Source organism: Mesorhizobium sp. M7A.F.Ca.CA.004.04.2.1, from assembly GCF_004022825.1.
Lineage (GTDB): Bacteria > Pseudomonadota > Alphaproteobacteria > Rhizobiales > Rhizobiaceae > Mesorhizobium.
The window spans coordinates 1-7,731 of sequence record NZ_RZPH01000187.1; the positions used below are offsets into that span (position 1 = coordinate 1).

The window sequence follows — 7,731 nt, forward strand, 5'->3', positions numbered from 1 at the left end:
CTTCCGCACCGTTCTGGCAGGCGCGAAAAGTCTTTCGATAGGGTTTGATAAATTTTGCGGGTCGGCTAAGTTGATCATGGGCACCTTGACTTGGCGCGGGTCCGGCAACCGTCGAACCTTTGCGCAAGAATGGGTAATTACTATCGATGACGAGCGCGGTGCCAGGCACTCTCGCTGCCTTTTTGTGCTTTTTTTCCCTGACCGTCAACGTTTCCGACGCGACAGGCCAGGAAACGGTGGCGAAGCCGGAAAAAAAGACAACCGAAATCAAGATAGGCTATTTGCGGGCCTACGCACCGCAATTGACGCTTTCCATGCTCGACCTGCCGCCACGTGACGAAGGTGTCGCCGGCGCCGAGGTTGCGATCGGCGACAACAATACGACCGGAAAGTTCACCAACCAGAAATTCAGCCTCGACGTGACCGAGATCAAGCCCGACGGCGACGCGGTTCAGGCATTCGAAGGCATGATCGCCAAGGGCGACCGCTATGTGGTCGCCGATCTTTCAGCCAAACAATTGCTGTCGATCGCCGACATCGCCCGCGACAAAGGCGTGCTGATCTTCAACGTCGGCGCCACCGACGACAGCCTTCGCGAGGAGGACTGCCGCGTCAACGTTTTCCATGTCGCGCCGACGCGCAGCATGCTGGCCGATGCGCTGGCGCAGTATCTCATGGTGAAGAAGTGGCCGAATTGGGTGCTGCTGTATGGATCGCATGAGCAGGATCGTCTCTACGCCGATGCGTTGCGCCGCGCGGCAACCCGCTTCGGCGGCCAGATCGTCGCCGAGAAGGAATTCAAGGATACCGGCACAGCCAGGCGCACCGACACCGGCGCCACGCAGATACAGCAGCAGATTTCCGTGTTCACGCAAGATCTCCCGGAGCATGACGTGGTGCTTGTCGCGGACGAAAGCGAGGTTTTCGGGACCTACGTGCCCTATCGCACCTGGACGCCGCGGCTGGTCGCCGGCACGGCCGGTCTGGTTGCATCGTCATGGCATCCCGCCAGCGAACAATGGGGCGGCATCCAGATGCAGAGCCGCTTCTTGAAGACGGCGAGCCGGCGGATGCTTTCAAAGGACATGTCGGCCTGGACGGCGGTGCGTGCCGTCGGCGAGGCCACCACGCGCACCAAGGGCGACGATGCGAAAAAGATCAGCGACTACATGCGCTCGGACGACTTTTCGGTTGCTGCTTTCAAGGGGCAGAAGCTGACCTTCCGCAAATGGAACCTCCAGCTTCGCCAGCCGATCTTGCTTGGCGATACCAAGTCCGTCGTCTCGACATCGCCACAAGAGGGCTATCTTCACCAAGTCTCCGAACTCGACACGCTCGGTGTCGATCAGCCGGAAACGAAATGCGCTCTCAAGTAGAGTCAATCGGGAGGAATTTGCGTGCAGAAACGAGCTTGCGCATTCGCCATTCTCGCGGCCGGCCTGACGGCCAGTCCGGCATCGGCCTATACGGCCTACGTTTCCAACGAGAAGGACAACACGATGACCGTCGTCGACACGGCGACGATGCAGGTGGTGAAGACAGTTGAAGTCGGCCAGAGACCTCGCGGCATCACCATCTCGCATGACGGCAAGTTCGTCTACCTATGCGCCAGCGATGACGATACGGTCCAGATCATCGATACCGCGACGCTTGAAATCGTCGGTACGCTGCCATCCGGCCCCGATCCCGAATTGTTCGTGCTCTCGCCGGACGGCAAGACGCTTTATGTCGCCAATGAGGACGATAATCTCGTCACCGCCATCGACGTCGAAAGCAAGCAGGTCCTGGCCGAGATTCCGGTCGGCGTGGAACCGGAAGGCATGGGTGTCAGCCCCGATGGCAAGACCATGGTCAACACCTCGGAAACCACCAGCATGGCGCATTTCATCGACACCAGCACGCATGAGGTGACCGACAACGTGCTGGTCGACACGCGCCCGCGCTTCGCCGACTTCAAGCCCGACGGCTCGCAGGTCTGGGTCAGCGCCGAGGTCGGTGGCACTGTCAGCGTCATCGACAACGCCAAACGCGAAGTGGTGAAGAAGATCCAGTTCGCGATTCAGGGACTGCGGGCCGAAACCATCCAGCCGGTAGGCATCGCCATCACCGCCGATGGCAAGAAAGCCTATGTCGCGCTCGGCCCGGCGAACCATGTCGCGGTGATCAATACCGACACCTACGAGGTGGAGAAATACATCCTCGTCGGCCAGCGTGTCTGGCATCTGGCCTTCACGCCCGACCAGAAAACGCTGATCACCACGAATGGCAATTCCAACGATATCACCTTCATCGACACGGCCACCGACGAGCCGGTCCAATCGCTCACCGTGGGCCAGCAGCCCTGGGGTGTGGTCATTTCGCCCAAATAGCAGACATTGATCATCGGGAGGCTCAAGACATGAAACTTTTCCGCAGGTTTTTCTTCGCCGCGCTCGCCGGATTCGTCCTTGCTCCGACCGGAGCAAGCGCCGACGACGCAACACCAAAACCGTCGCGTGCCAGCAAGAACCTGCCGGAACTGATTATCGGTTCGGCCGATTCCACTTACGCCGTCAATCAGAAGGATTTCGAGCTGATCGCCGGCCAGGGCTATCGCTGGAAGATCACCTCCAAGGGCGGTTTCGAATACAAGTTCGTCACCGACCTCTTCCGCAATGTCTGGATGGACCAGATCGTCATCAACGATTTGGAAGTGCATATGGACGGCGGACCAGCCTGGCTGGAATTCGACGACGCGGGAACGATCCAGGTGCAGTTCCATACCGTTCGCCCGGGCGAATATACCTGGTCGGTTCCCGACCTTGCCGACAAGGGACTGAAGGGCAAGATTACGATCAAGTGAGACAAAAGGCGATCAAGGCGCCAGATAGCCAACGCGTCCTGAAGGAGCGGCCCGGCATGCAGCATATGAGGACAAGCGGTCCGGGAGAAGAGGTGGCGGCGCTCGATGTCGGTGCCGTCAGCCATTCCTATGGCCAGAAGCGGGCGCTCAACGACGTCTCCTTCTCGATCGCGCCGGCGACTTTCACCGTTCTGCTCGGCCTCAACGGGGCCGGCAAGACAACGCTGTTCTCACTGATAAGCCACCTCTACGACACGCGTCACGGATCGATCCGCATCTTCGGCCATGACATTCGCCGCGCATCCGGCGAAGCACTCAGACGCGTCGGCATCGTGTTCCAGGCACGCACGCTCGACCTCGACCTCAGCGTCTACCAGAATCTCTCATACCACGCCTCGCTGCATGGCATTGGCGGACGCGACGCTCGCCAGCGCATTGCCGCGCTGCTTGAAACGGTCGACATGCAGGGCCGCCAGCATGACAAGGCACGCAGCCTCTCCGGGGGTCAGATGCGGCGCATCGAAATCGCCCGGGCGCTGTTGCACCGACCTTCCCTGCTCCTGCTTGACGAGGCGACCGTAGGCCTCGACATCGAGTCTCGCGCGGGCATCCTCGCCACCATCCGCAAGCTCGTCCAAGCCGAGGGCATCGGCGTGCTCTGGGCCACGCATCTGATCGACGAAGTCGAAGACGCCGACCATGTCGTCATACTGCGGCGGGGTGATCTGGTCGCGAGCGGCAAGGTGTCGGATGTGATCCGTGCGAATGGTGGAAGTTCGATTCGCGAAACCTTTTCGAAGCTCAGCCGCGTCGATGCGGCGGGCATGGCGGAGACGTCGCCATGAGCGCTCCTGCGATGCCTGGAAAGCTCGCCGGCATCATGCCAGTGCGGTCTGAACCATTCGGCCTGCGCCACTATCTCATTTGCCTGAAAGGCGTCGTCCTGCGCGAATGCCTGCGCTTCCTGCACCAGCGCGAACGCTTCATTTCCTCGCTGGTCCGGCCGCTCGTCTGGCTGTTCATCTTCGCCGCCGGCTTTCGCCAGGTGCTCGGCGTGTCGATCATCCCACCCTACAAGACCTATGTGCTCTACGAGGTCTATATCACGCCGGGCCTTTGCGGCATGATCCTGCTGTTTTCCGGCATGCAGTCTTCGCTGTCGATGGTCTACGACCGCGAGATGGGCAACATGCGCATCCTGCTGGTCAGCCCGTTTCCGCGCTGGTTCCTGCTGGTGTCGAAGATGCTCGCCGGCGTGGCCGTATCGATCGTGCAGGTCTACGCGTTCCTGATCGTTGCCTGGTTGTGGGGCGTCAAGGCGCCGCCACTCGGCTACCTCTATGTGCTGCCGGCACTGTTCCTGTCGGGCATGATGCTTTGCGCGCTCGGCATGCTCTTGTCTTCGCTGATCAAGCAGCTCGAAAACTTCGCCGGCATCATGAACTTCGTCATCTTTCCCGGCTATTTCGCGTCTCCGGCGCTGTATCCCTTGTGGCGCATCCAGGAGGCGAGCCCGCTGCTCTACAAAATCTGCCTCTGCAACCCGTTCACCTATGCCGTCGAACTGATCCGCTTTGCCTTCTACGGGCAGATCGAATGGCTGTCGCTGGGCGTCGTGGCCGGCTGCACGCTGCTGTTTCTGGGCGGCGCCATTATCGCATACGACCCTTCGCGCGGTTTGGTGATCCGCAAGCAGGACATGGGAGGAAACGCCTGATGGCGCGAATGAGACTTGTTCACACTCTCGTTGTGGTCGCCACGCTTGCCTTGATGGGAGGCGCCGGCGCGGCAAACACCGATCCCGACTGGCCTTGCATACAACGTAAGGTGCCACGGCTCTCGCTTGGCCAGATCTGGAATGGGCCGGAGCTTCCTGCGACCGCGAAAGATTGGGCGAAGGATGCCCGTGTGTCGGCGCTTGTCGAAGCGGTGGCGGCCCGGCGGACGCCGATTGCCGAAGCCCAAAAAGAGATCAAGGATTTCGCGACTTCCCTGCCGCCCGAGCAGGTCGCACCAAAAATGACGATGCTGGTGCAGGGAATGTTCGAGCATATGGACGCCGAGCGTTCGCACGTGATCTCCGGCATCTCCCGCTATGCGCACAAACAGCTCGAAATGGCGGCACAGTTGCGCAAGGAAGCATCCGAAGTCGACGCGCTGCGCGCCAAGGCCGATGCGGATCCGGACGAAGTCGAACGGCGAACCGACCAGCTGAATTTCGCGACGCGAATTTTCACCGAACGGGTCCAGTCGCTGACTTATGTCTGCGATGTGCCCACGATAATCGAGCAGCGGCTTTACCAGTTGTCGAAGACCGTCTCGGAAACGCTCGTCGTGAAGAAATAGAGCTTGGCTGCCTGTCTCATGACTCCCTGCCAGGCAGCACACGCCAACGCTGCACGAAATAACCGGGATGTGTTTCGATCCACCGAGCCACCAGCGGCTGCGCCTGCATGAAGGCAGTCCCGGGATTCATCGCCAGACCGTCCACCATTTGTTCGCGTTGTTCGCAGGTCCGCGGTATATCCGTCAGGCAGACCATCATAACGAGTGTGTAAAGCATTACCCCTTTTCCCCATCGAATTCCCGAACCCTACCCGGGAGATTTCCGAACAGTCTGCAGGGGTTGCACATACAGATCGCTTACGGGTGTGAAAGGACGTGGCCCCCGCTCTTTCGCACTGCAACATAACACATCGCTTATATAACACCAACGATCGCGGGCGTTCTCCACCGGACTTTCCGTCGCGTTCGTGCAATGTCATCCCGCCTTGTCTGGATACAGCTTTCCGAAAAGGGGCAGGTACATCGCGCCCTTGCGCATCAGGAAATCGTTGAACGTGGCCATGGCCGGCGAGATTGCGTGATCGGTTCGCATCACTGAGAACCATTGCCGGCGGATCGGCATGCCGACAACGTCGAGGATGACAAGCCGGCCTGCTTCGGTTTCCGCAGCGATGGTGTGGGCAGAGATGAAGGCGATGCCCAGGCCGGCCATCACCGCCTGCTTGATCGTTTCGTTCGACGCCATCTCGACACCGAGATCGTCGATGCGGCCAGGCACGTCGCTCAGGAATATTTCCAGCGAGATGCGGGTTCCGGAGCCGGGCTCGCGAATAAGGAAATGCTCCTCCGCGATCCGCTCCTTGGAGATATCTCGCGCCGCGACCAACGGATGGTCTGGCGGCGCGATGATGACCAGCGGGTGATCGCCGAAGACCGAAGCACGCACCGGAACCTCTTTCGCCGGGCGCCCCATCAGCGCGATGTCGATGTCGTGGTTCCTGAGGTTGTCGATCGTCTGGGCGCGGTTGCCGATGGCAAGCCGCATGTCGATGTCGGGATGGTCCTTCATGAACGCAGCCATCAGCCGCGGCGCGAAATATTTGGCAGTGGAAACGACGCCGAGCCTCAGGCTGCCGGTGCGTACGCCCTTGATGGCATCCATCTTGTCTTCGAGCAAACCGAGATGCTCCTCGATAACCTGCGCTGTCTCGACGAAAGCCCGACCTGCGGCAGTGGGACGCATGCCGTCCGACGTTCGGTCGAACAGAGCCAGCTGGAATTCTTCCTCCACTTGCCGCAACTGGATTGTCAGCGCTGGAGGAGACAGACCTAACATCTTGGCCGCGCTGACAATTTTGCCGCACTTGGTGATTGCCTGGATGGTCTTGAAATGCTTGAGCGTGAGGTTCCTCATGCCGCATACTAAATTATTTTTACTGGCTAAGTAAAGTTATTGAATTTTACTTATCTCGCGACGTTTGTTTCCATTCCTCCAGTCCAGCCGCTCCGAGGAGATGCGGCCGGACCGGGAGGTTACGATGCCAGCGGCAACGCTCGACGCTTTTCTGAACTCCTATCTCGGCCAGCCTGACGAATTCCGCTCGGCAGTTGTGACGACCGTCCGTCAGTTGACACAGGCCGCCATCAAGGTCCGCAACACCATCAACCAAGGGGTGCTCGGCGCCGCCTTTGCCGAAACCCGTGGCGCCAATGCCGACGGCGACGTCCAGAAGGATCTCGACGTCTTCTCCGACGACATCTTCCTCGACGCCATGCGCCGGGCGCCTGTCGCGCTTTACGCCTCCGAGGAACTGGAGCAGCCGGTCCTGCTCGACAGGCAAGCGCCACTAGCCATCGCGATCGACCCGCTCGACGGCTCTTCCAACATCGACACCAACGTCTCGATCGGAACGATCTTCTCGCTCCTGACCGCAACTGGCGCGCCGGACGCTGATCCGGCCGCCTCTTTCCTGCAGGCGGGCGTGAACCAGCTAGGCGCCGGTTTCTTCATCTATGGGCCGCAGCTGGCACTCGTCCTGTCGCTCGGCAGCGGCACCCATGTCTTCGTCTTCTCGACAAGGCTCGGCACCTTCGTCCAGGCCTATGAAAGCCGGATCATTCCGCAACGCACTCAGGAATTCGCCATCAACGCCGCCAACTACCGGCACTGGGACGAGGCCGTGCGGCTCTATGTCGACGACTGCCTGGAGGGCACCGAAGGACCGCGCGAGAAGGATTTCAACATGCGCTGGATCGCCTCTCTGGTTGCCGACTGTTACCGCATATTGATGCGCGGCGGCGTTTTTCTCTACCCCGGCGATCGACGCAAGGGCTATGGTCAGGGACGGCTGCGCCTCGTCTACGAGGCCAACCCGATCGCCTATCTCATAGAACAGGCTGGTGGTGCCGCCACCGATGCAATCAACCGAATCCTGGAAATCGAACCCGAGAGCCTGCATCAGCGCGTGCCGATGATCTTCGGGTCGGCGCGGGAAGTCGCGCGCATCACCCGCTACCACACAGAGCCGAGCAACATCGGTGAGCGTGCGCCGCTGTTCAGCCGCCGCGGCCTGTTCAGAGCCTGAGCAGCACCATGTCAGCCA

At 60.4% G+C, this 7,731-nt stretch carries 10 protein-coding genes; 7 read left to right on the forward strand and 3 right to left on the reverse strand.

The annotated features are described in order from the left end of the window. Positions 1 to 208: hypothetical protein (locus EN893_RS38630; RefSeq protein WP_206640103.1), on the reverse strand; the 208-nt coding region annotated here is incomplete at its 3' end. Here EN893_RS38630 and EN893_RS11225 point away from each other — a divergent pair. Genes EN893_RS11225 through EN893_RS11250 form a run of 6 tightly spaced genes read left to right on the forward strand, consistent with a single transcriptional unit; the run spans position 147 to position 5,188 of the window. Beyond that, positions 147 to 1,376, forward strand: coding sequence for an ABC transporter substrate-binding protein (locus tag EN893_RS11225; RefSeq protein ID WP_127268108.1), 1,230 nt, complete (start codon positions 147 to 149; stop codon positions 1,374 to 1,376). The two genes, EN893_RS38630 and EN893_RS11225, sit on opposite strands and share 62 nt — an antisense overlap. Positions 1,377 to 1,397: 21 nt before the next feature. Then, a complete protein-coding gene (locus EN893_RS11230) occupies positions 1,398 to 2,369 on the forward strand; it encodes a YVTN family beta-propeller repeat protein (RefSeq protein ID WP_127268107.1) in 972 nt (323 codons plus the stop codon). Between the two features lie 29 nt (positions 2,370 to 2,398). Further along, positions 2,399 to 2,842 carry a hypothetical protein gene (locus EN893_RS11235; protein WP_127269840.1) on the forward strand — a complete coding sequence of 148 codons (444 nt, stop codon included), beginning with the start codon at positions 2,399 to 2,401 and terminating at the stop codon, positions 2,840 to 2,842. 56 nt (positions 2,843 to 2,898) lie between these two features. Then, the gene (locus EN893_RS11240) at positions 2,899 to 3,687 is read left to right on the forward strand and encodes an ATP-binding cassette domain-containing protein (RefSeq protein ID WP_127269842.1); all 789 of its coding nucleotides are present in this window, start codon (positions 2,899 to 2,901) and stop codon (positions 3,685 to 3,687) included. 35 nt (positions 3,688 to 3,722) lie between these two features. Beyond that, entirely contained in the window at positions 3,723 to 4,559 is an 837-nt protein-coding gene (locus tag EN893_RS11245; protein ID WP_050580490.1) for an ABC transporter permease, read from the forward strand. Positions 4,560 to 4,591: 32 nt separating this feature from the next. After that, on the forward strand, positions 4,592 to 5,188 hold the full coding sequence (locus EN893_RS11250) for a hypothetical protein (protein ID WP_236382787.1): 597 nt from the start codon (positions 4,592 to 4,594) through the stop codon (positions 5,186 to 5,188). Positions 5,189 to 5,204: 16 nt separating this feature from the next. On the opposite strand, the gene EN893_RS11255 is transcribed toward EN893_RS11250, so the two are convergent. After that, positions 5,205 to 5,405 (reverse strand): hypothetical protein, encoded by a 201-nt coding sequence (locus EN893_RS11255; protein WP_127269848.1) that lies wholly within the window; start codon positions 5,403 to 5,405, stop codon positions 5,205 to 5,207. Positions 5,406 to 5,603: 198 nt separating this feature from the next. Continuing rightward, complete coding sequence (locus tag EN893_RS11260) at positions 5,604 to 6,542, reverse strand: LysR family transcriptional regulator (protein WP_127269850.1); 939 nt, start codon at positions 6,540 to 6,542, stop codon at positions 5,604 to 5,606. A 124-nt stretch (positions 6,543 to 6,666) separates the two neighbouring features. Between EN893_RS11260 and EN893_RS11265 the strand changes: the two genes are divergently transcribed. Continuing rightward, on the forward strand, positions 6,667 to 7,713 hold the full coding sequence (locus EN893_RS11265; RefSeq protein ID WP_023810405.1) for a class 1 fructose-bisphosphatase: 1,047 nt from the start codon (positions 6,667 to 6,669) through the stop codon (positions 7,711 to 7,713). The last annotated feature ends 18 nt before the right edge of the window (positions 7,714 to 7,731 follow it).

Coding starts and splice junctions, on each gene's coding strand:
- EN893_RS11225 (WP_127268108.1), top strand. CDS start 147: ATGACGAGCGCGGTGCCAGGCACTCTCGCTGCCTTTTTGTGCTTTTTT.
- EN893_RS11235 (WP_127269840.1), top strand. CDS start 2,399: ATGAAACTTTTCCGCAGGTTTTTCTTCGCCGCGCTCGCCGGATTCGTC.
- EN893_RS11240 (WP_127269842.1), top strand. CDS start 2,899: ATGCAGCATATGAGGACAAGCGGTCCGGGAGAAGAGGTGGCGGCGCTC.
- EN893_RS11245 (WP_050580490.1), top strand. CDS start 3,723: ATGCCAGTGCGGTCTGAACCATTCGGCCTGCGCCACTATCTCATTTGC.
- EN893_RS11255 (WP_127269848.1), bottom strand. CDS start 5,405: ATGCTTTACACACTCGTTATGATGGTCTGCCTGACGGATATACCGCGG.
- EN893_RS11260 (WP_127269850.1), bottom strand. CDS start 6,542: ATGAGGAACCTCACGCTCAAGCATTTCAAGACCATCCAGGCAATCACC.
- EN893_RS11265 (WP_023810405.1), top strand. CDS start 6,667: ATGCCAGCGGCAACGCTCGACGCTTTTCTGAACTCCTATCTCGGCCAG.